The 21,191-nt window shown below is 59.7% G+C and carries 16 protein-coding genes, 1 tRNA gene and 1 pseudogene; 7 read left to right on the top strand and 11 right to left on the bottom strand.

All coding sequences use genetic code 11. The features are described from left to right. Positions 1-31: 31 nt before the first annotated feature. From ACODTY_RS12865 to ACODTY_RS12845, 5 genes are all read right to left on the bottom strand, one after another. Entirely contained in the window at positions 32-1,009 is a 978-nt protein-coding gene (locus ACODTY_RS12865) for a 2-hydroxyacid dehydrogenase (protein ID WP_488994645.1), read from the bottom strand. Between the two features lie 120 nt (positions 1,010-1,129). After that, positions 1,130-2,410, bottom strand: coding sequence for a TRAP transporter large permease (locus ACODTY_RS12860; RefSeq protein WP_488994644.1), 1,281 nt, complete (start codon positions 2,408-2,410; stop codon positions 1,130-1,132). 4 nt (positions 2,411-2,414) lie between these two features. Then, the gene (locus ACODTY_RS12855) at positions 2,415-2,924 is read right to left on the bottom strand and encodes a TRAP transporter small permease (protein WP_488994643.1); all 510 of its coding nucleotides are present in this window, start codon (positions 2,922-2,924) and stop codon (positions 2,415-2,417) included. Next, positions 2,917-3,708 (bottom strand): maleate cis-trans isomerase family protein, encoded by a 792-nt coding sequence (locus ACODTY_RS12850; RefSeq protein ID WP_488994642.1) that lies wholly within the window; start codon positions 3,706-3,708, stop codon positions 2,917-2,919. The genes ACODTY_RS12855 and ACODTY_RS12850 overlap by 8 nt, the downstream gene beginning before the upstream one ends. Further along, positions 3,705-4,685, bottom strand: coding sequence for a TRAP transporter substrate-binding protein (locus ACODTY_RS12845; protein WP_488994641.1), 981 nt, complete (start codon positions 4,683-4,685; stop codon positions 3,705-3,707). Before ACODTY_RS12845 ends, ACODTY_RS12850 begins: the two co-directional genes overlap by 4 nt. Before the next feature lie 304 nt (positions 4,686-4,989). Between ACODTY_RS12845 and ACODTY_RS12840 the strand changes: the two genes are divergently transcribed. The 4 genes from ACODTY_RS12840 (at position 4,990) to ACODTY_RS12825 (ending at position 7,972) form a co-directional block, all read left to right on the top strand. Then, entirely contained in the window at positions 4,990-5,913 is a 924-nt protein-coding gene (locus ACODTY_RS12840; protein ID WP_488994640.1) for a LysR family transcriptional regulator, read from the top strand. A 205-nt stretch (positions 5,914-6,118) separates the two neighbouring features. Then, complete coding sequence (locus tag ACODTY_RS12835; RefSeq protein WP_488994639.1) at positions 6,119-6,391, top strand: metal/formaldehyde-sensitive transcriptional repressor; 273 nt, start codon at positions 6,119-6,121, stop codon at positions 6,389-6,391. A 28-nt stretch (positions 6,392-6,419) separates the two neighbouring features. Further along, complete coding sequence (locus ACODTY_RS12830; RefSeq protein ID WP_488994638.1) at positions 6,420-7,571, top strand: nickel/cobalt efflux transporter; 1,152 nt, start codon at positions 6,420-6,422, stop codon at positions 7,569-7,571. 62 nt (positions 7,572-7,633) lie between these two features. Further along, entirely contained in the window at positions 7,634-7,972 is a 339-nt protein-coding gene (locus ACODTY_RS12825) for a LysR family transcriptional regulator (protein ID WP_488994637.1), read from the top strand. Between the two features lie 77 nt (positions 7,973-8,049). On the opposite strand, the gene ACODTY_RS12820 is transcribed toward ACODTY_RS12825, so the two are convergent. From ACODTY_RS12820 to ACODTY_RS12800, 5 genes and pseudogenes are all read right to left on the bottom strand, one after another. Then, positions 8,050-8,145: transfer RNA gene (locus ACODTY_RS12820), tRNA-Sec, on the bottom strand. A 132-nt stretch (positions 8,146-8,277) separates the two neighbouring features. Then, a pseudogene (selB, locus tag ACODTY_RS12815) lies at positions 8,278-10,110 on the bottom strand (selenocysteine-specific translation elongation factor); the annotation flags it as partial. A gap of 94 nt (positions 10,111-10,204) precedes the next feature. Then, positions 10,205-11,641, bottom strand: a complete 1,437-nt coding sequence (gene selA / locus ACODTY_RS12810) for an L-seryl-tRNA(Sec) selenium transferase (protein ID WP_488994636.1) — start codon at positions 11,639-11,641, stop codon at positions 10,205-10,207. Positions 11,642-11,832: 191 nt separating this feature from the next. After that, positions 11,833-12,912: a selenide, water dikinase SelD gene (gene selD / locus ACODTY_RS12805; RefSeq protein ID WP_488994635.1), complete on the bottom strand. Its 1,080-nt coding sequence runs from the start codon at positions 12,910-12,912 to the stop codon at positions 11,833-11,835. A gap of 109 nt (positions 12,913-13,021) precedes the next feature. Then, a complete protein-coding gene (locus tag ACODTY_RS12800) occupies positions 13,022-14,113 on the bottom strand; it encodes a transglutaminase family protein (RefSeq protein ID WP_488994634.1) in 1,092 nt (363 codons plus the stop codon). A 452-nt stretch (positions 14,114-14,565) separates the two neighbouring features. Between ACODTY_RS12800 and ACODTY_RS12795 the strand changes: the two genes are divergently transcribed. The 3 genes from ACODTY_RS12795 to ACODTY_RS12785 are packed head-to-tail and all read left to right on the top strand — an operon-like array spanning position 14,566 to position 19,430. Continuing rightward, the gene (locus tag ACODTY_RS12795; protein WP_488994705.1) at positions 14,566-16,614 is read left to right on the top strand and encodes a molybdopterin oxidoreductase family protein; all 2,049 of its coding nucleotides are present in this window, start codon (positions 14,566-14,568) and stop codon (positions 16,612-16,614) included. Positions 16,615-16,626: 12 nt separating this feature from the next. Continuing rightward, positions 16,627-18,483, top strand: a complete 1,857-nt coding sequence (locus ACODTY_RS12790) for an NAD(P)H-dependent oxidoreductase subunit E (RefSeq protein ID WP_488994633.1) — start codon at positions 16,627-16,629, stop codon at positions 18,481-18,483. Then, positions 18,480-19,430: a 2Fe-2S iron-sulfur cluster-binding protein gene (locus tag ACODTY_RS12785; protein WP_488994632.1), complete on the top strand. Its 951-nt coding sequence runs from the start codon at positions 18,480-18,482 to the stop codon at positions 19,428-19,430. Before ACODTY_RS12790 ends, ACODTY_RS12785 begins: the two co-directional genes overlap by 4 nt. A 363-nt stretch (positions 19,431-19,793) precedes the next feature. Here the strand turns inward: ACODTY_RS12785 and ACODTY_RS12780 are convergent, their stop codons facing one another. Next, positions 19,794-21,071: an ATP-grasp domain-containing protein gene (locus ACODTY_RS12780; RefSeq protein ID WP_488994631.1), complete on the bottom strand. Its 1,278-nt coding sequence runs from the start codon at positions 21,069-21,071 to the stop codon at positions 19,794-19,796. Positions 21,072-21,191: the final 120 nt, after the last annotated feature.

Here is a 21,191-nt window from a genome sequence, read left to right as displayed (position 1 = left end):
TCCGGCCCTTTCCATGTCCTGATGGTAGAAATCAGTATCCCCGGCTTGGATTGACCAGATGCAGTGGTTCGTGGCCATTCCTTACGCGACGTATGTTTTCGGCGACGTCGCGAGCGGCCGTTTCCGGTACCGTGATGCTGGCAAGGTGCGGGGTGATCAGGACATTCTCCATTTGCCAGAATGGGTGGTCGGCCGGCAACGGCTCGGTCCAGAACACATCGAGCGTCGCGCCGCCAATCTGGCCGGAGCGTAGCGCTTCGATCAATGCCGGCTCATCGACAACGGGTCCTCGCGAAGCGTTGATGAACTTTGCGCCTTTCGGAAGCGCACTGAACACCGAAGCATCGATAAGACCCTTGGTGTGCGTGGTGAGCGGCAGCATATTCACGAGAATTTCTACCTGGGACAGAAATTCGTCCCGCGCCCCGCCGAAATGACATTCCACGCCCGCTATGGTCTTTTCCACGTGGTCCCAGCCGTGGACAGAAAAGCCAAGGTTGGCCAGCGCGGACGCTACTGCTGATCCGAGATGCCCGAGGCCCAGCACGCCGACCTTGATCCGATGCAGGGGGCGAGGGTGGATGTATCGCCACTCACTCAGACGCTTGGCCTGCTCGAAGTCCGGTATGTCGCGAGCGTAGCGGATGACCGAAAAGAGCACGTAGCTTTTCATGAGCGCGATCATCCCATCATCGGACAGTCGCGCAATCGGCACGTCCGGAAGATCCGCCCGGCCTGCCAGTGAATCGATTCCTGCACCGAGGTTGACGACAAGCGACAAGTTGGGGAACGGCTCGAAGAACCCGGGGAAGGGCTTCCAGGCAAGAACGTAGCGCACGTCTTCGGGATTGCCGACCTCGGGGTAAACGCGAAAATCGAGGGACGGGAGTTCCGACTTCAGAACGTCACGCCATTCACCTGGATCATCGAATTCGCTGTAGAAGAGAAGCGCGCCTTCGGCGTTTGCTCCGCCGTTTGTGAGGCCTTCCTGGCCTTGTGGATTTTGCATTGTCGTAACCTTGTTCAAATCGGCTGTCTGAGTGCGCACGGACGCTGAACCCGACACCAGCCGTGAGTTTGGGAGAGATGTGGCCTGCCCATGCAGGGCAGGCCTTGTTCCGGCTGTCGCCTACATCATCAGGCTTGGCAGCCAGGTGGTGAGGGCAGGGAAGAAGATGAGCAATATCAGCAGGACAAACATGCTCAGAAGCAGCGGCGTGTTCGCCCTGAAGGTCGCTACGATATCCTCCCGTCCGATCCGGGCTGCCACGATCAGCGCCAATGCGACTGGCGGCGTGACCTGTCCGATGACCACCGTGACCACCATCAGGACGCCGAAGTGCACCAGGTCGACATCGAGAGCCAGCAGCGACGGCAGCAGCACCGGCATGATCATCGGGATCAATGGGTCGAGCACCATGCCTGCGATGAGCGCCAAACCCAGCATCAGGAAGATTTGCGGGATCGTGGACTCGAATGGGAACAGGTACTGCATCATATCCAGCAGGGCCACCGGAACCCGCGCCGCGGACAGAGCCCAACCGAGCGCCACCGAAAAGCCTACGACCAGCAGGACTTCGCCGGTGAGCACGGTGGCTTCGACCAGCGACTTTCGCAGATCCACAAAGCTCATGGATCGATAGACGCCCATTGAGAGGATGATGGCGTATGCGACCGCGAATGCTCCGGCCTCGGACGGCGTGAAAATGCCAAATACCAGCCCTCCGAGAATCAGGACGGGCATGCCCATTGGCAGGATGGCTTCCTTGCCGGTGCGCATAAGTTCGCGCCATTCGAAACTCTGCATCGGGCTCCAGCCATTGCGGCGCGCCAATATTCCGATCGTGATCATCAGCACGAGGCCCATGAGGAGACCGGGGATAACGCCGGCCAGGAACAAGGCGCCGAGCGAAGTGCCGGTGACAGCCGAGTAGAGGATCATGGGTGAGCTTGGCGGGATCAGGATGCCAATGCCCGAGGACGTGGCGGTGATGGAACAGGCAAAGGGACCCGGATACCCTGCCTTCTTCAGCTTCGGGATCATGACCGAGCCGGTTCCGGCCAAGTCGGCGACCGAGGTTCCGATCATGCCGCCAAACATGATGGAAACCATCACGTCGACATGCGCTAGGCCGCCGCGCATCCAGCCGACTGCCGCGCTGGCGAACGCGAAGAGCCTGTCGGCAATGCCGCTGACATTCATGATGTTGCCGGCAAGGATGAATAGGGGAAGCGTAACGAGAATGTAGTCGCTGACCCCGACCAGAGTCTGTTGCGGCAGTGCCAGTTCCCACCCGCTGGAGAAGAACAGAAAAGCGATGACCGAGGCGGCGAGGGCGATGATTATAGGCATGCCCATAACCGCCAGCACGCACAGCGTGAGAATTGTAATAAGGGCTAGGGAGAGCATCGCTCTACTTCCTCCTGAAAAGCGGGACGAGGAGGGTTACCGCCAGACCGAGCAGCGCTACCAGCAAGGCAGAGATCAACACGCCCTTGGGTATGCGCAGGACAGGACTGAGGTCGGAACCGAAGATCTGCAGATATTGCCAAGTCAACCAGGCGCAGTAGAACATGGTCGCCGATCCAAGGAGCGCGCAGAAGGTCGCGACGCTCCGCTGGGGCCCCGGCCGCAGCCGGTAGGTAACGATGTCACAGCAAATTAGCGTCTGGCGCAGGCCCGCGATGATGATGCCCACCGCTGCCAGCCAGACCAGCAGATAGGTCACGGCTTCTTCAGTCCACGGAAGTGGTGCGGAGAAGGCGTATCTTGAGAAGGCGTTGGCAAACACCAGCAGCGTGAGGATGGCCATCAACGCCATGGCAAGGTTTTCGAGGACGAAATTGAGGCCCTTTGAAAACCGACCAGCAGGTGGCGGGCTCATTTCGAAGTCGGTGGCGGCGAGTTCAGTTTCTTCAGCCATCGTGAACCTCCGCGGGTGCGATACGCTTGTTGAAAAGACGTCCATAGCCGGGCTTTGCGCCATTCACCCCGCTCACTTCGAGGCAGTGCCAGAACGAGGCCTGCACGGCGGAAATGACCGGTTTTCCGAGTGCGGTTTCCAACGCCTCGATGGCGCCCACCGACCAGAAATTGGTGCAACTGATAAATACGGCCGTGGCGTCCGGATGATCGATTTCCATCACCATGTCGTACACGCGCTCGATCGGCACTTCGGCCAAAGCCTGGTCCGTATCGATGCCCAGGTTCTTGTGCTTCAGAACCTTGTGGCCATTCTCCTCGAGAAAGCGAATGGCTCGTGCATGCACGCCGTCGACATAGGGCGTGGCAAGCACGACTGGCCCTGCCTTTACCTCGGCCAGTGCTGCAAGGGTCGCAGTGGAAGCCGTCGTGATTTTCGGCCCTGGTGCCCAGGACTTCAACTTCTTGATCAATGCATGGTCATAGGCGGTGCCGTGCAGGAACGAAGCACTCGTGCCGCCGAAACACAGCACGTCGATCGGGGCTGACCCGAGCAGGCGCGCTGCCTGCTTGAGTTCCGGCGCGTTCATCATTTCCTCGATGCCCTCGACGGTCACCTTCGGCAATTTGATACGCGTTGTGTGGACTGCCACGCCCTCGGCGGCCATGGCCCACATCTCGGATTCCATGACCACGCTGGAGGCCATGAAAATCAGTCCAATCCGTGCCTTCGACCCGTTTCCGTCATAGCGGAAACGGGAGGAGAGGTTATGCAAGTCGTTCATTTCAGGACTTCCTGTACGCGGGTCATGAACTCTGGCGTCACGACGCTGGAGATCTTTTCTGCTACAGGCGCAGCCGCTTCCTGGAAGGGGACCGGATCGATCTCGTTGATCGTCACGCCGGCAGCCTTGAACTCATCCACAAGCTTGGCGTCGCTTTCGTCGGAGAGCTTGCGTGTTTCATCACCAGCGACTTTGGCAGCAGCCTTGAGCTTGGCTTGCAACTCGGGGGTGAGGGCATCCCACGCCTTGCCGTTCATGGTGAGCGAGATTGGCGTATAGACGTGATTGGTCAGCGAGATGTACTTCTGAACTTCAAAGAGCGAGAACTCCTTGATGACCGAAAGCGGGTTTTCTTGGCCGTCGATCGCGCCCTGCCGCAATCCGACATAGGCTTCGCCGAGAGGCATCGGAGTCGGCGCCGCGCCAAGCGTCTTGAACGCCAGGATACGGCCCTCATTGCTTGGCGTACGCAGTTTCAAGCCACTCAGGTCTTCTGGTTTTACGATCGGGCGAACGTTGTTGCTAATGACGCGGAAGCCCAATTCCCCATAGCCGATGACTTCGAGGTCGACGGTCTCGCGAAGGGACTTCGCCAGCATTTCGCCAAGCTCGCCATCCATGGCGGCACGGGCGGTTGCCTTGTCCTTGAGCAGGAACGGCATATCGAAGACGGCGAACTTGCTGTCGAGGGAGACAATGTCCGAACCCATGGAAACGACTTCGACCTGCCCGGCGCGGATCAACTCGGCCAAGGCATTTTCATCACCCAGCGCGCCACCTTCGAAGAACTCGATGGCAACCTCGTCGCCCGCGGACTTCTTGAGCTCGTCGCGGAATGTCGACAACATCACGTTGGTGGGATCGCGACCGGTCGTTTCAACGGCCAGCCGCAGTTTGGTTTGGGCGAAGGCTGAAGGAACGGCCGTAAGGCTGAGGCCGACTGCTGCGAGAACTGCAAGTTTCCTAATTCCCAACATTTCAACTCCTCCTTGTTGGTTTTGGCTTATTGTATGCAGATATTCAAAAGCAGGGGGATTTTTGGGCAAAAAATGCCTATCGTTTCAAGCTATAGCTTGCCACGCGTATACATTGAAGCCCTTGAAGTTAATCCGCTGGCCCATTCCTCATTGGCGCCATGCGTCAATTGCCGCCCCTACGGCATCAGAGGTTCCGTCCCTCCTGACGGTCTCTCTTGATCGTCTTTTTTTATGACTTGATCACAGAAGTCGCATAATGAAAAATACTTTTAATATGGCAACAAGATAGATTGAAGCTATGCACATGTCCTTCCGCACACTCGACTACATAGTCACCACCGCCGACACCGGCAGCGTGACGGAAGCGGCCCGTTTGCTGAATGTTTCTCAGCCGTCCGTTTCCAATGCGATTGCCCATATGGAGACCGAACTTGGCGCCCAGATTTTCGTTCGTCATCACGCGCGTGGCGTGACGCTCACGGTTGCCGGCCGCCGTTTTGTTGGCGAGGCGCGGCTCCTGCTCAATCATGCGCGCGAATTTGGCCGTAACGCGATGACGCTAAGTGACGGCCTGTCAGGCGAAATTACGGTTGGCAGCTTTGTCACCTTGGCTACGCGCTTCATGCCGGGGCTGCTCACAGAGTTCTCACAGCGGATGCCTGGCATCATGGTCAACCTGGAGGAGGGGAACCAGAAGGAAATGCTGGACGGCCTGATCTCCGGTCGTTTCGAAATGGCGCTTTCCTATGCCTATGCCCTTACTGAAGAGGTGACTGGCGAACTTTTGGCGGAACTGCCGCCCTATGTGCTTTTGTCAGCCCAACATCCGCTTGCCGACCGCGCCGACATCAGCCTGTCGGAACTTGCGGACGAGCCCTTCATCCTTCTCGATCTTCCCCATTCGCGCGAGTACTTTTTCAGCCTCTTCCTTGCCTGCAAGATCGAGCCTCGCATCGTCTATCGTTCGCATTCATATGAGCTTATTCGCGGACTGGTCGGGCATGGCCATGGCTACACCATCCACAATGCCGTCCCCGGAACGACCTTTGGCTATGATGGAACACGTATCGCGGTGCTGCCGATCCGGGAGAAGTTGCTGCCGGTGCATGTCATGAGTCTCAGCCTTAGACGCCACATCATGCGTCCGGCGGCGAAGAAATTCGCCGAGTACTTGCGCGAAGCGTTCGCGCCTGGCGGCTTGTTCGGCGCACCCACAAAGCATGGGTGAGCACCCCTCGGACCGGGCGCTGCACCAGTCTGTGCGTCCGATTTTGGCCGATACCTGGTGATGTTGACAATGCCTATACTGGTCGACTCAAAAGTTTGGAATGCGCAATGCTGCACCAGTTGCGCGCCTTGTGAGCGCTTAAAAGATACGTTTTAGGAATTGACTCATATAGTATACCCCCCTATAGTATATGGAAGGTTGGATCATGTCCCATACGATACAGGAAAAGTCGAAACTGCTTGCCCGGGTGCGTCGCATCAAGGGTCAGGTTCAAGCGATCGAAAGTGCGCTTGAAAATGAGATCGGCTGTGCGGATGTGTTGCAACTGGTCGCCTCGGTGCGCGGGGCCTTCAATGGCCTCACGCGTGAATTGATCGAGGAGCATATCGAATCCCACATCCTCGCGGCCGACAGCGAGGGTGCCCGTCAACGCGGGGCTAGCGAACTCATCGAAGTCATACGCACTTATGTGAAATAGCCCCCAAGTCTCCAAGAAAGACAGCCTCATGGCCTCGCTTCCTGAGCTCTTGCAGCAAGGAACTGCATACGCATGGCTTTTTATACCAACTGCGATTCTTTTGGGCGCTCTGCACGGCCTTGAGCCGGGCCACTCCAAGACGATGATGGCGGCCTTCATTATTGCCGTGCGGGGTACGATTGCCCAGGCTGTCCTGCTTGGCGTATCGGCCGCAATCTCACATACGGCAATCGTCTGGCTTGTTGCTCTTGGTGGGCAATATATCGGCCAAGGCTTGGATGCAGAAGCGAGTGAACCGTATTTCCAGTTGATTTCGGGGGTGATCGTTGTCGGCATCGCGGCATGGATGATCTGGCGCACATGGCGCAGCCAAGTTCTGGAAGCCGGCCACGACCACCATCACCACCACGAGGGCGAGGGGCAAAAGGTCGATACCGGGCATGGCGTACTTACGTTGAACATCTTCGAAGACGGTGCGCCACCCAGGTTTCGGATTCATGTTCAAAGCGGGCATCGTTGGGCGGCGAATGATGCGACCCTGGTAACCGAGCGAACCGACGGTTCGCGGCAGGCGTTTACCTTCGTCGACAAAGGCCAATATCTCGAAAGCTTGCAGGAGATTGCTGAGCCGCATGAGTTCAAGGCGCGCATCAGTCTCGGTCATGGAAGCCACACTCATGACTACGATGTTCAGTTCATCGAGGTTGGTCACACTCACGGTCTCGAGGTCGGCAAAGATGGCGACTACATGGATGCGCACGAGCGCGCCCACGCCAGCGACATCGCGCGCCGGTTCTCCAATCGCAACGTAACCACGGGCCAGATCGTCATGTTCGGATTGACGGGCGGGCTTATCCCTTGTCCCGCTGCAATCACCGTTCTGCTGCTTTGCCTTCAGCTCAAGCAACTGTCGTTGGGCGCGGTTCTGGTGCTGTGCTTCAGCATCGGGCTGGCCGTCACAATGGTAGCAGCGGGGGTGCTTGCCTCGTTGAGCGTTCGCCATATTCAAAAACGCTGGTCTGGCTTCAGCACGTTCGCACGCCGCGCGCCCTACGCATCAGGCGTCCTCATGCTGTTGATCGGGATCTACATGGGCGTAATCGGCATCAACGGCCTACGTCACGATCATGCTGATGTTGCGACTGCGGCCTTCACCTATGATATCCCGGTTTCAAGCTGAGTTGATTTGGCAGGCCAGCATAGTTGCGCGGTTCCGACTGTGCATATTATGGTGGCCGCCTCATGCAGATCAGACACCTCCTGTTTTTCGTCACCTTAGCGCAAGAGAAACACTTCGGCAGGGCCGCAAGGGCCTGCGGTGTGAGCCAGCCTACGCTCTCGTCAGCGATACAGAAGCTCGAAAAGGACCTTGATGTTCAATTGATCGAGCGCGGGCAATCTTTTCGGGGGCTTACTGGCGATGGCGTAAAGGTGCTCGCCTGGGGCAAGCGGATACTGGACAATTATGACCTTTTGAGAGCCGATCTCAGTGTGACCTGCTCAATTAGGAAATCCCGTCAGAGATCCAGCATCCAGTCCGGACCACTTTTACCAGACCACGTCAAATCGCCGGAACTCTGACTTATCGTGCAGACCTTCCCAATGAGGTAGCCAGAGCGGGACATTCGCCTCCGACCGCTGCGGGCCCCTCAAGTGCGTGGCGGAAGAGAGTGGGAGTCGAACCCACCAAGGACCGTCTCGCGGCCCTTCCCGGATTTGAAGTCCGGACGCCCCACCGGGGACGCATCTCTTCCAGTTGCATCGGTTGTTCCTGCTGGATCAGCAGTTTTGTGTGCTCCAAAAAGATCGAGTCGATTCTTGTTGATTCGGCGCAGGTCCCCACGGCGGAAGGTCACGCCGTGACGATCAAGGAATTCAAGAATTTGGATCGTTACCTTGCGACCATTGTCGAGCCTGTCGCGCATCGTCGCAACAGCGAATTGGCCGTCGCTGGAAGCTTCGCTGATCTCGCGTGCAATGCCAACGATTTCAGCGATCGTGCCGCGTAAAAGAAAGTGGTCGCGATCGATTTCAACTACGCGTCCCATCCGGCCGAGGCGTTTAAGCAGGTCTCTAACCTCGGCCTCACGAACGCCCTTGCTCTCGACTATGTCGCGGACTCGCGGCGGTCGAAAGCGCGCCGCACCGCCAAGCATCGGCCTGATTATTCCCCAGAGTACCGCATCCTGCGGCGTCAGTTGAACGATATGGTCTGGCGACTTCACCCAGGTGCCGTCCATGGCAACATGACCGGAATCAGTCAGTTCTCGTAACGCTGCAATGAATGCCGGCGCCGATAGTCGGGGCTCGATATGCAGGCGAAGCCGCTCGACGCCGATCCCCGGCAGGGCAGGATTATCCGCATGGAACTGTTCCAGCCGATCGGTGACTGCCTGCCGAATCCGTTCCCATGCCGCCGCTGCCAGCGCCAGGGTCTTGCCGCCGGCACGCAGGCGCTTCAAGCCGAGGCGGTCGGACATGGCGTCGATTTGTTGGGGTATAAGCGCAAAGTCCCGCTGAAAATTGTCAATGTCGATAAGGTAGGGGGGGCCTTCCAGCAACTGCGACAGTACTTTTTCCGGGGTATCGGACAAATATGCCTGTAACTCGGCCATCCGCTCCGGAGTGCGTCGCTTGCGACTTGGCGCGCGCAGATCGAGCAACACGCCGCCGCCAATAGTGCGCTGTGCGCTCGTATCGCGTATCACAAACCGATCGCCAGAGGTCATTGCGGCCGGCCGTTCCAGCACGAGTTGCACAAATCCTTCTTCGCCGGGAGAAATCGGTTGCTCGCCGAGCAATACAATGCGGGCGCCGACTTCCATTGTGCCGTGGTGAAGCCGAACCGGCATCCACTGGGGCACGGGCTTCGTCTCCGAGCGCAACACGCGCAAGCGGGCATCAACGCGGTCGCACGGCGCGTGGATACCGGGGTCCAATACTATATCGCCGCGGGATATGGCGTCCTTTGTAACGCCATCGCCCGCCAGATTGAGCGCACAACGGTCACCTGTGACGCCACGGTCGACCTTCATGTTCTGGGCACGGATACCCCGCACACGCACCGGCAAGCCGGTGGGGCTCACCAACAGATTGTCGCCAACCGTCACCGAGCCCGACAGCACGGTTCCAGTCACCACCGTCCCGACACCCGTGAGCGTGAAGGATCTGTCCACCGCGAGCCGGAATGCGCCGTCGCGTAGCCTGCTCTCCTGTCGTGTGCGAGCGGCAGCGACCAGATGGTCGCGCAATTGCGCAATGCCCATCCCGGTTACCGGCGAAACAGGGATGATCTCGAAATTCGCCATCCTCGTTCCAAGCAGGAGGTTGGAAATCTCGTTGCGCGCGGCGGCGAGCCTGTCCGGTCCGACCAGATCGGCTTTCGTGAGGGCGACAACGCCATCGCAAACACCGAGCAGATCAAGGATGGCGACATGCTCGGACGTTTGGGGCATGACCCCGTCGTCTGCGGCCACGACAAGAACTGCAAAGTCGATGCCGGTCGCACCAGCAAGCATGTTGCGGACGAAACGCTCATGTCCAGGCACATCGACGAAGCCGATCGTTGGACCGTCTGCCACAGGCATGTAGGCAAAACCGATGTCGATCGAAATGCCTCGCGCCTTTTCTTCCTTCAACCGGTCCGTATCAACTCCGGTCAAGGCGCCAACCAGAGACGTTTTTCCGTGATCGATATGGCCTGCCGTGCCGACGATCATGTCACCGGCTCCGGCAAAGGCGCTGCAGGAGCTAGCGCCCGGATCGAGGGCTCGTCGTTTTGCTCATGCCCAAGAAACCGCTCGAAAACGCCCATTACTGCACCCCCGATAGCTCAAGGTGCGAGAGATTGGACGTGAAGGCGGCGGAATCTTCAAGGCATCGCAGGTCGAAGATCAGGGCCTGATCCGCGATGCGACCGATGACAGGGACGGGGAGGGCGCGGAATGCCGCTGTCAAGCTGGCGATTGCCTGCCCGCTTGCTTTCGGATCGGCGGTACGTATTGCAAGACCAAAGCTGGGAACGGTTTCAAGCGGTAGCGCACCCGATCCGATCTGGCTTGCGCAAGCGGCTACCTCAACGGAGAACCTGCTGCCGACTGATGCCGCCACGGCAGGCATGATCTTCTGTGCAAGGGCCTCGATCTCGGTCGAGGAGCGCACCAGATGCCGCAATGTCGGCAACCGCTCCGTCAGCCGCTCAGGGTGCAGATAGAGGCGCAGCGTCGCCTCAAGCGCCGCCAGTCTGATCTTATCGACACGCATCGCACGCTTCATCGGATTGCGATTGATGCGCGCGATCAGTTCCTTGCGGCCGATGATGAAGCCGGCCTGCGGTCCACCCAACAGCTTGTCACCGGAGAATGTAACGATGTCGGCACCTTCGCGAATGGCGTCGGCCACGGTCGGCTCCTTCGAAAGACCGAAGCGCGACAGATCGACAAGCGTCCCCGACCCGAGATCGTTGACCAGAAGGATGCTGTGCTCTTTCGCAAGCAAGGCCAGTTCGGGGGCGGGGACCTCCTTCGTGAAGCCCTGTATGCGATAGTTCGATGTATGCACTTTCAGTAGCAAGCCCGTATCAGGCCCTATCGCCCTGGCATAGTCACGTAAATGGGTGCGGTTGGTCGTCCCGACTTCAAGAATGCGTGAGCCTGCAGCGGCGATGATATCGGGCATGCGAAATGCGCCGCCGATTTCGATCAGTTCGCCTCGTGAGATGACCGCATCGCGGCCGCTGGCGAGAGTATTGAGCGTAAGCAGTACTGCGGCGGCATTGTTGTTGACAACGGTGGCGTCTTCCGCGCCCGTCAATTCGCTAAGAAGCCCGCGAACAAGCTCATCCCGTTCGCCGCGGCTGCCCTTGCCAAGGTCGAATTCGAGCGCAGTCGGGTTCCGCATGGCCCGCGCGGCCGCCTCGATTGCCTCATCCGCCAGAACGGCGCGGCCGAGATTGGTATGAAGAACTGTACCGGTCAGATTGAAAACTTGTCGAATCCGAGGCGCTGCGCTCGCTTCGAGGCGGGCAATCGCCTCGCTCAAAATATCGTCGATTGCCGGAACGGACCCTTTGATGTCGTGCCCGCCAGCCTCACTCATCGCGCCACGCAAGGATTGCAGGCTTTCGCGAAGAGCCGCCACGACCTGCGCATGGCCAAACAGCTTGATTGCGACGACTGCCTCGTCAAGGCGAAGCAACTGGTCGACCGAAGGAAGTCGCCGCTGCGGCAGTGAAATTGCGCCGGAAGCCATGGCGTTCAGTAGCCGATCAGTAATGGGGGATCAACCCGCCATGCGGCAGCAAACGCAAGCAATTGAACACGCCGTGCGTTCCCTGCGAATCAACGACTAAGTTTGGATCAAACCCATGCGTTGGCCGGGTTCACAAGCAGTTGCGCCAACGGTTGCCGGCTCATCAAAATTCGAGCTCTGGGCAGCATCGTTCAGGGGCCGGCGACTACCTCGACGCGGGGGGCACCGGCATGGACGCTTCCAACGATACTGGCGCGGGGGAACCCGGCCGACTGCACGGCCAGCAAGACATCTTTTGCCTGTCCGTCGGCGCAGGCAATCAGCAGTCCCCCCGATGTCTGCGGATCAGTCAGCAGGTTTCGGCGCCAGTCCGGCAAGCCGTCCGGGAGTGATATGCTGTCTCCATAACTGGCCCAGTTGCGAATGGATGCGCCTGTAATAAATCCCTCGCGGGCGAGAGCCTCCGCCTGCTGGAAGAATGGCACATCCCGATCCTTCAGGCGGATGGTCAGGTTCGATCCCCGCGCCATTTCGAGCGAGTGGCCGAGCAGGCCGAAACCTGTGACATCGGTGATGGCATGGACATGAGGCAGCTTCGAAAGCTCGCTTCCTATCCGGTTGAGCTTGGTGGTGGAGGCAATCATCTCATCATAGCCGGCGCGGTCTAAGCGGCTCTTCTTGATGGCCGCGGAGTAAATGCCGACGCCAATACCCTTGGTGAGGATGAGTGCATCGCCCGGCTGTGCGCTCTTGTTGCGGCGAACCTGCTGCGGACTGCAAATGCCGATCACCGCCAGGCCATAAATGGGTTCCGGAGCATCGATCGAATGGCCGCCGGCAATGGGTATGCCTGCCTCAAGGCAAACAGCACGGCCGCCGGCGAGAATTTCGCGCACCGATTCAACGGGCAATTTCGACAACGGCATTCCAAGGATCGCAAGCGCCATGATTGGCGTTGCTCCCATCGCATAGATGTCGGAAATCGCATTGGTCGCGGCAATGCGACCAAAATCGCGCGGATCATCGACCATCGGCATAAAGAAATCGGTGGTCGCGACGACACAGGTCTTGTCGTCCACCTGCCAGACAGCCGCGTCGTCGCCTGTCTCGGTTCCGACGAGCAGTTGGGCAAACGATGTCTCGGCCTGGCCACCAAGCAGTTCCTGGAGAACGGACGGGGCCAGCTTGCAACCGCAGCCGCCGCCATGCGCCAGTTCTGTCAACCGCACAGGTTCGCCCGATCCCGGCAGCGACACGTTCTGGACATTCATTTCTCGTCTCCTTGATCGCCAGTGCTTGCTGGCTGGGTTTGGTAGGCTAGGCTAATACTACCACACCCGTCGGGTCGCATCGATCCGGCGGGTATGGTGCAATTCAGACTCAGATCGCGGTCGACTTGATCGTGTAGCTGACTTTGTCGGGATCGAGAGAGTCGACCAGTGTTCCGCCGACCTCGGCCTGCGGGTACATCAGGAACGCCACCTTGTGAGATGATCCTGGCAAAACAAGGTCATGGCCGGTGTTGTAGGCAAGCCAGTTGCCTTCCCACGCTCCGAACAATTTCTCGCGAACGGCAACGACTGCCGGCGAATCGATCGCATTGTCGCGCGGCGGCTCTTCCAACATGACCTTGCGCACGTCGGCCGGATCGGCAGCCACCCATCCCTGTCCGGACAGATAAACCTCGGCACGGCAATGCTGGGCCTTGCTGACGATGTCGGAATTGGCGCCAAGGCTCTTGTAACCGAACCGGGAAGGCGCGACCCGAACACCATAGATGTCGCGGGCCGGCACGCCGGAGGCCCTGGCCAGTCCCACGAAAAGTGCGTTCAGATCGGCGCATTTGCCACCGCGGCCGCCGGTTTCCAGTAGCGCCACGACATCGCCTGTACCGCAACCGCGCACGTCGCCGTCGCGGTGGCAATTCTCGACGATCCACTCATAGATGGCCTTCGCCTTGGAGCGATCATCGTTAAGGCCTTTGGTAATCTCGTCGGCGGTCTGTTTGACGATGCCATCCGTCGGCACCAGATCCGTGGCAGCCAGATATAGCTGTCGTTCGCTGTCACTTAGATTCTGCTTGCCGCTGGATTCCGTTCCTGCGACCGACCGATCCCGCATCCTGACTGTGTTCTCGACTTCAAGAACAGCCGGCGAACCGCCATTCGCGAATGTAGCGTGGAGCAGCTTCGTGCCGCTTGCCGGGTCGGTCGCAATGGTAGCCGACACTGCATTGCCGGTCCACTTCTCGCCCATTGGCTGCATCCATTCGTCGTTCACCGATGCCAGTGGGACCCATGCCTGCACGGCGCCCTTGTCGGTTGGAATTTCGAGCCGAGTGACGACACGGAAGGTTCGCCATTCTCCCGGCTGCGGATCAAATTGTCGGGCCGCACGTGCCAAGCCCGGCATCAATGTTGCGCTTGCCAGGCAGGCTGCTGTGCCAACCAGAAACTGACGGCGATCGGTCATTGTCTATCTCCTTGTTTGAGTGTTCTTTTTCTTGATGCAGGATCGTCCGGGGGAAAGGCAGTTGCCAGCCGCGTTCGATCGGTGCCGGCTGTGCGAACAAACCGACGCTGACCGCCTGAAGCGGAGACTGGTTCCCATGAACACGTGATGACAATATCGCCGTTCGCCCTAGTGACGGGCGGGCATGCACTTCAGTTGCGATACACGTCGGATCGACTGAAAGAATAGCGCCCCGAACCTCGGGAGCGGCAAAAGTAATCACCGCAAAAGCGTATGCAGACCGGCACGATTGTCAAGTCGAACAAGAGCGCAAAAATCCGTGATTCGATCTGCGCGACTGGAGCGCCGATGAGCACGGCCGTTGCTCATGGCAACACGCGCTCCTCGGGCGACGGCGGCGCGACGCGCACACCACATGTCGGGCGTAAGTATGGAAATATGCACAATATTTCATATATCACTGGCCATTTGGATCGTGGTATATAAGCTCCAACAATACAGTGGAGGCCGGCGTGGGCAGACAGTCAAATCAGAACTATACTCGACTGACCGAGCCGCTTGTCCGCGACAACGGTGTCCTGCGGCCTGCTTCTTGGGACGAGGCCCTTGATCGCGCTGCTGAGGGCTTCCTGCGCAATCGCGAGCTTCACGGCCCCGACGCGTTCGGTATGTTCTCGTGTTCCCGTGCGACCAACGAGATGAATTTCATTGCCCAGAAGTTCGCTCGGGCCGTGATCGGTACCAACAACATCGATTCCTGTAACCGAACTTGACACGCCCCCAGCGTCGCCGGTCTGGTGACGGTGTTTGGTGCAGGCGGTGGTACCTCGTCCTACAACGAGATTGAGGACGCGGATCTGATCATCTTCTGGGGCTCCAATGCCCGGGAAGCTCATCCGATTTTCTTCCATCACGCCCTGAAGGCGATCCACAAGGGCGCCAAGGTCTATGCTGTCGATCCTCGTCGGTCCAAGACGGCTGAGTGGGCTGACTCGTGGCTCGGTCTCGACGTCGGTACCGACGTGGCGCTGGCCTATGGTGTTGGTCGCGAAATAATCCATGCCGGCTTGGTGAACGAGGAGTTTGTCGCGAACGCCTCTACCGGGTTCGAAGACTATGTCGCGGCATGCGAGCCGTGGACGCTGGAAGTCACGTCCCGTGAGACGGGCGTGCCTGCGGAGCTGATCCGGGAACTTGCGCATGACTATGCCAAGGCGGAACGCGCTCAGTTGTGCTGGACGCTCGGCATCACCGAGCACCACAACGGCACCGACAACGTGCGGGCCCTGTGCAACCTTGCGCTGCTCACGGGCCAGATTGGTCGCTGGGGCGCGGGCCTGGTTCCTGTCCGTGGCCAGAACAACGTCCAGGGCGGTGGCGACATGGGGGCGATCCCCAAGAATCTGCCAGGGTTCCAGAGCGTCGAGAACCGCGAACACCGGGAAAAATTCGAGCGCATGTGGGGCGTCACCATGCCTCCGAAGGGTGGTTTGACACTCTCTGAGATGATGGAAGCGATGGATGAGGGCCACCTCACCAGCGTCTATGTCATCGGTGAGAACCCGGTGCAGTCAGATGCCGACACCACGGCGGTGGCCAGACGACTGCAAAATCTGGACCATCTCGTTGTGCAGGACATCTTCCTCACCAAAACCGCTTCGTTCGCCGACGTGGTGCTTCCATCCACCGCTGCATGGTGCGAGAGCGAGGGCACGTTCACCAACAGCGAACGCCGGGTGCAACTCGTGCGCAAGGCGTTGGAGCCACCGGGAAGCGCGAAGGACGATGTCGAGATCATGCGTCTGATTGCGGAGCGCATGGGCTATGTCTGGCCGATACAAACGGCAGAGCAAATCTGGGACGAGTTGCGTGCGCTGTCGCCGGCGCACCATGGAATGTCCTATCGGGTACTCGAAGAGCGGGGCGGGGTGCAGTGGCCTTTCCCTGACGAGGACGGACCTGAGTCACCGTTCCTGCACGGCCGCCTCTGGGAGAAGGATCCCGAGAAGCGTGGACGTCTGGCGCCGTTCGGTATCATCGAGCACCGACTACCGGTGGACAAGCTGAACGACGAGTTTCCGTTGCGCCTGACGACCGGCCGTCGACTGACCGACTATAACACCGGCGTGCAGTCCGGCGGCTTCAATTCGCCGATCCGCTTCGGTGGCTGCGTGGATATTTCTCCGGAGGATATGGATCGGCTTGACCTCAACGAAGGCGAGGTTGTGCGGGTAAGTTCACGCCGCGGAACAGTTCTGGCGCCTGCTCGTCTTGACCCGGGCCTGCGTCCTGGACTGCTCTTCATGGCCTGCAACTTCCCCGACGACGTGGATGTGAACTCGCTTACCATCGAAGCAAACGACCCGATCGCCAAGACCGCGGAGTTCAAGGCGACAGCGGTCAAGGTGGAGAAGACCAACGAGCCTCTGCCCGAAGAGGATGTCGTTGCCGAGACCACCGATCACGAACGCCATGGTAGCGAATTTGCCACCGCGAAATAGGAAGGATGAATTGTGGACTTGAAGTTCTCCAATGCCGAGCCGTTCGCTGAAGAACGCGACGCAATCGATCGGCGGCTTGGGGGACCCGGCGAGGGCGGCTGGCACGGCGGCGAACGTGACGAGCAGGACCATCGCCGCGCTCACACCGGTCATGCGGCACGGAGCCGGCGTCACCTCGTTATGGAAGCGCTGCACGCTGTGAACGACCGCGTTGGCTGGATCAGTCCCGGCGCGCTGAACTACATCGGAAAGCGCCTCAGTGTGTCGGCGGCCGACGTCTACAGCGTCGCGACGTTCTATGCGCTGTTTTCGACCAACATGCGGCCGAAGCGCGTCGTTCACGTTTGCACCGATATTGCCTGCATGACACGCGGCTCCAAGGATTTGTGCGCCGACCTTGAGAAGCGGCTGGGCCCGGCTGGGGCTATGAACGGTTGGAAGCACAGCCCTTGCCTTGGCGTTTGTGAGCGCGCTCCGGCCGCGCTTGCAGTGGAGGCTGGTGATCCGCCTCATGAGCACCTGATTGGACCCGCCACGGTCGAGGAGGTCGCCCTTGCATTGAGCGCCGGTCCCGCTGCCCTCGCAGCCGAGGCACCACCGATCATGGCCGTGCCACAGGCCGGTCAGGAAGGCCTGATGCTGCTCAAGCGCGTCGGCCAGGTCGATCCAGAGAGCCTCGACGACTATCTCGCAACCGGCGGTTACGCTGGATTGCGGCGAGCTTTCGAGATGGAACCCGGACAGGTCATCAGCGAGGTCAAGGATTCTCGACTGATGGGTCGTGGCGGGGCGGCGTTCCCGGCCGGCATCAAGTGGGAAAGTACTGCCAAGCAGCCGGCGACGCCTCGCTACCTTGTCTGCAACGCGGATGAAAGTGAGCCCGGAACGTTCAAGGATCGGGCGATCCTCGAGGGCGACCCGTTCGCGTTGATCGAGTCGATGACCATTGCCGGCTACGCCATCGGCGCCGAGCGCGGTTACATCTATCTGCGCGGCGAATATCCTCGCGCCTTCCGGATGTTGAGCAACGCCATCAAAAGGGCTCGCGAACGCGGGTTCCTGGGCACCAACATCCTGGATACCGGGTGGAGCTTCGAGCTCGAGATCCGACGCGGTGCCGGCGCCTATATCTGCGGTGAGGAGACCGCGATCTTCAATTCGATCGAGGGCTATCGCGGTGAACCGCGCTCCAAGCCGCCTTTCCCGTTCGAACAAGGTCTTTTCAACAAGCCGACAGTGGTCAATAACGTCGAGACCCTGTGCAACGTGCCTCTGATCATGCAGATGGGTGCCGCGCAATACACCAAGATTGGCACCGAGGGCTCTACCGGGCCCAAGCTTTTCTGTGTGTCAGGCAACCTCGTGCGCCCCGGCGTCTACGAAGTGCCCTTCGGCGCGACACTTGGTGACGTTCTTGAACTGGCCGGTGGAGTTCCAAAGGGTCGAACGCTTCAGGCTGTGCTGCTCGGCGGCGCGGCAGGCGTGTTCGTGCGCGCTGATGAACTCAACATACCGCTGACCTTCGAAGGTGTCCGCGCCAACAACGCCACTTTGGGCTCAGGCGTGATAATGGCCTTCGACGACACCGTTGACCTGTCCGGCATTTTGTTGCGTGTCGCGCGGTTTTTCCGCGACGAGTCCTGCGGTCAGTGCGTGCCCTGCCGGGTAGGTACGGTACGTCAGGAGGAGGCGCTGCTGCGCATCACGCACAACCGCCAGGATGCTGCGGCCAAGGGGCGCGACGTCCAATTGCTGCGCGATGTCGGCCTGGTGATGAAGGATTCCTCGATCTGCGGTCTCGGTCAGGCCGCCTGGAACGCCGTTGAGTCAGCCATCGACCGCCTCGGCCTACTGGAGGAAAGCAGATGAATACGCACTACCGGCGTGCTACTGGTGCGCCCGTCCAGCAAATCACGATCACCATCGACGGCGAGGAAGTGAGCGTCCCGGAGGGGAGCACCATCCTGACGGCCTGCAACGCGGTAGGGAAGGACACACCCACGCTTTGCTACGGCGATACGCTCACGCCCAAGAATGCCTGCCGCGTCTGCATGGTTGAATTGAAAGGCTCGCGCGTCCTTGTGCCCTCCTGCTCCCGTAAGGTCCAGGCTGGCATGGAGGTCATGACCGATACCGATCGCGTGCGGCACAGCCGCCGCCTCGTGCTGGAATTGCTTGGCTCTTCCGTCGATCTGTCCACCACGCCGCATATTCCCGAGTGGATGGAGCGCTATGACGCCGAGCCGGGCCGCTACGGCGAACGGGCCGGCGTGAGCCTCAGTCGCGACGTCCACGAACCGGGCGAACACCACGCCGGAAACGGCAGTGTCGCAGCTACGATGGCTCAGCCTGACAAGATCGACAACGACCTTTATGTGCGTGAGTATGACAAGTGCATCCTATGCTACAAATGCGTAGATGCCTGCGGGTCCCAGTGGCAGAACAGCTACGCGATCCAGATCGCGGGGCGGGGGTTCGACTCTCAGATATCCACCGAGTTCGCCGCTGAGTTGCCGGACTCTGCCTGCGTATTCTGCGGCAACTGCGTGGAGGTCTGCCCGACAGGTGCGCTCTCGTTCAAGTCCGAATACGACATGCGCGCTGCTGGCACCTGGAACGAATCGAAGCAGACGCAAACAACCACGGTGTGCACCTATTGCGGCGTCGGCTGTAATGTTGAGCTGCATGTCCAGGACAACAAAATCGTCAAGGTGACCTCGCCCCACGATCACGACGTCAACCACGGGAACCTGTGTATCAAGGGCAGGTTCGGCTTCACGCACGTCCAGAGTCTTAAGAAAGACGACCGCAGCTAACGGCTCATAAGTCTAGGAGCTTGCCTCGAGAGCCTGTGCTCCTGACCCGGCTCGTCGCACCAATTCGTGGTGCTCGACATCAATCCGGCGCACCCGGCGGCGTTCGTCCGAGCGCTTCAACACCGGATCGCCATCCGGCGGCTGGCACCCCATGCCTGCCGTGCCTAGCGTACGCCGCATGGTCGAGTGGCGTTCTCTGCCGATCAGCCGACCCGAAACAGGCTATTTGCTTGATAAAGCGAGAAGTAGCCAAACACATTGTGCGGTAGTCGACGGTGTTTGGCGGAGGGGATGGGTCTGACGTCCAACCTTCTCCACCTTAAGGGATTGATTTCATTATACAAGATCCCAACAGCTCTCGCTTCAGATCACGAACACCGGCGCGAACCCACCCCCTAGCGTCCTGAAATTTGTGGTCTGGCCTTGATAAAGGCGCGCGGCCACCAGAAGCACCTGCCCATCATAGGTATACAGTCGCACGTCCATTTTGCGCCTCTGGGGTGTCTCGTCGATCTTGATCATGCGCTCGCTGGGGCGGACCAGCGTCTGGGCAACGTATCCGCCTCCCGCGATCTCCGCCCAGACTCCTTTCGTCAGCTTGTCGCCACGATATACCGCCTTGCCACCATGTCCTCCTGTCGGCTTGAAGAACAGGTCCTTGCGGGATTTCCAAAGTGCATCAGCGTTGTCGGGATTGACCAGAACGGTGCGTGGAACGGCAGCAAGCCCGGCCCGAATCCCCGGGTCGACTCCCCATGCCTCAAGTGTCGCGGAATTCGAAAGAAGCGAAAGGTTGCGCTTGTCGGCAAGGAGCGCGTGGTTGTGCGGATTCGGCGTTACGACAACCGCGCCATCACGGTAGGATTCCTGCAATGCCTTGTGCTCGGGCTGATCAAAGGCGAAATCGGTGACCCGGTTGTAAACGAGATCGATCGTCTTTCCGTCGACGCTGAGCTGACCATCGTCGTAGCTAAGGTGACCGGCGTCGGCGATGACCGCGTCTACCCCTCGTGCCGCCAAAACTTGCCGCGCGAGCACGAACTCGGGATAAAGGTACTGTTCCGGCGGATTGTCATCGATGATGGCGATGCGTTGTGGCGTGCCCGTTCCCCGCTGCCGAATCCATTCGTTCTGGAACATGCGAAACGCCGCGTCCTCGAACGATGGCAGCGCCGGGGGGATATCCATTTCGGCGCAGCACGCGCGCTGCGCTCGTGCAAGAAAGGCATTGAGAAACGCGCCGCCGGCGTTGGTGTTGATTTCGATCAACCGGGGGCCGTCTTCGCCGAGATGAAAGTCGTAGCCCATCAATGCCCCGAGCGGGCCGTGATCCCCCCACGCGATTTCCGGCGCCCAGGAGAGGACCGCGGTCTTGTATGCCTCGAGTTGGGCGGTGGTCTCCACAGCCACTGCGATCGCGCGCATCTCATTGACGGTGGTGGCCGAAAGGAACACCGGCACGTGCGAGAACAGGTGGGTCTTGGGGCCGATGAACGTCTCGAAGAACGCCGGCTCACCTGCCTCCTGCTCCAGCGCCTCGCGCAGCGATGGAAGGTCCAGTGTAACGCAGAAGCAGTTCTTGTTGAGCCGCTCCGTGCGGTCTTGAACCCGCTTCGATGAACTGGAGCCGGGATTGTTCATTGAGGGAAAACCCGACGCTGCGCCATGATCGGGCGCGCTTCAAAGGCCAAGTAATCCATGAATAATCCCACGAACATCGCTCCCAAAGGTGTCGCCATCGGGTTGATCCAAATATGCCGC

The sequence above is a fragment of the Mesorhizobium sp. FG116 genome, from assembly GCF_057809835.1.
The sequence above is the reverse complement of the archived record's forward strand: the minus strand, read 5'-3'. Positions and strand labels throughout refer to the sequence as shown.